1 pseudogene is annotated in these 1,761 nt (G+C 44.1%); it reads left to right on the forward strand.

The features are described from left to right. Window positions 1–1,761: pseudogene (locus tag ACSVH6_RS13555) on the forward strand (hypothetical protein); the annotation flags it as partial.

A 1,761-nucleotide genomic window follows, 5' to 3' on the forward strand; every position in this document is an offset into this window, starting at 1 on the left:
AACCACAACCTATACTTTCACCCCAAGCGCGGGACAGTGTGCCACTACCACGACCCTAACTATTACGGTGAATCCGAACATAACTCCATCCTTTACTGCCGTTGCTCCGATTTGTTCGGGAACAGCTTTGGCCCCATTACCAACTACTTCCAATAATGGTTTTAGCGGAAGTTGGTCACCGGCTTTGGATAATACAGCCACCACAACCTATACTTTCACCCCAAGCGCAGGACAGTGTGCCACTACTACAACCCTAACCATTACGGTGAATCCGAATATAACTCCAACCTTTACTGCCATTGCTCCGATTTGTTCAGGAACAGCTTTGGCCCCATTACCAACTACTTCCAATAATGGATATAGCGGAAGTTGGTCACCGGCTTTGGATAATACCACCACCACAACTTATACTTTCACCCCAAACGCAGGACAGTGTACTACTACCACGATCCTAACCATTACGGTAAATCCGAATATAACTCCAACCTTTACTGCCGTTACTCCTATTTGTTCAGGAACTGCTTTAGCTCCTTTGCCAACCACTTCAATCAATGGATTTAACGGAACTTGGTCGCCAGCCTTGGATAATACAACCACCACAACCTATACTTTCACACCAAGCACAGGACAGTGTGCTACTACCAAGACCCTAACCATTACGGTGAATCCGAATATAGCCCCAACATTTACTGCCGTTGCTCCGATTTGTTCAGGAGGAACTTTAGTTCCTTTGCCAACCATTTCCAACAATGGATTTAGCGGAACTTGGTCGCCAGCCCTGGATAATACAACCACCACAACCTATACTTTCACACCAAGCGCAGGACAGTGTGCTACTACCACGACCCTAATCATTATAGTGAATCCGAATATAACTCCAACCTTTACTGCCGTAACACCAATTTGTTCGGGAGCTGCTTTAGCCCCTTTGTCAACTACTTCCAATAATGGTTTAATCGGAAGTTGGTCGCCAGCCTTGAATAATACAACCACCACAACCTATACCTTCACCCCAACCGCAGGACAGTGTGCTACTACCGCGATCCTAACCATTACGGTGAATCCGAATATAACTCCAACCTTTACTGCCGTTGCTCCGATTTGTTCAGGAACTGCTTTAGCACCTTTACCAACTACATCCAATAATGGATTTAGCGGAACTTGGTCGCCGGCTTTGGACAATACAGCCACCATTACCTATACTTTCACCCCAAACGCAGGGCAGTGTGCTACTACCACGACCCTAACCATTACGGTGAATCCGAATATAACTCCAACGTTTACAGCTGTTGCACCAATCTGTTCAGGAGCGGCTTTAAACCCTTTACCGACTACATCCAATAATGGATTTAGCGGAACTTGGTCACCGGCATTGGACAATACAACAACCACAACCTATACTTTCACACCAACCGCAGGACAGTGTGTTACCATAAATTCTTTGACAATTACTGTATTTTCGTTACCGCAAGTGAATACACTGGCTCCATTATATTATTGTGACCCTAATAATGATGGTTTTGGTGTTTTCGATTTGACACAAGTAATTCCCTTAATTACTGGCGGAGTTTCCTATCCGATTAGTTTTCATGAAACTTTAACCGATGCCCTAATTAACGGAACACATATCCCAACACCTGCGGCTTATTACAATATCCATGTCAATCAACAAACTATTTATATCAGAGCAGAATCTTTGGAATCATCTGATTGTTATAAAATAATTACATTACAAATTATAGTCAACCCAACCCCAGAGGC

This window comes from Flavobacterium sp. XGLA_31 (genome assembly GCF_051547105.1).
GTDB lineage: Bacteria > Bacteroidota > Bacteroidia > Flavobacteriales > Flavobacteriaceae > Flavobacterium.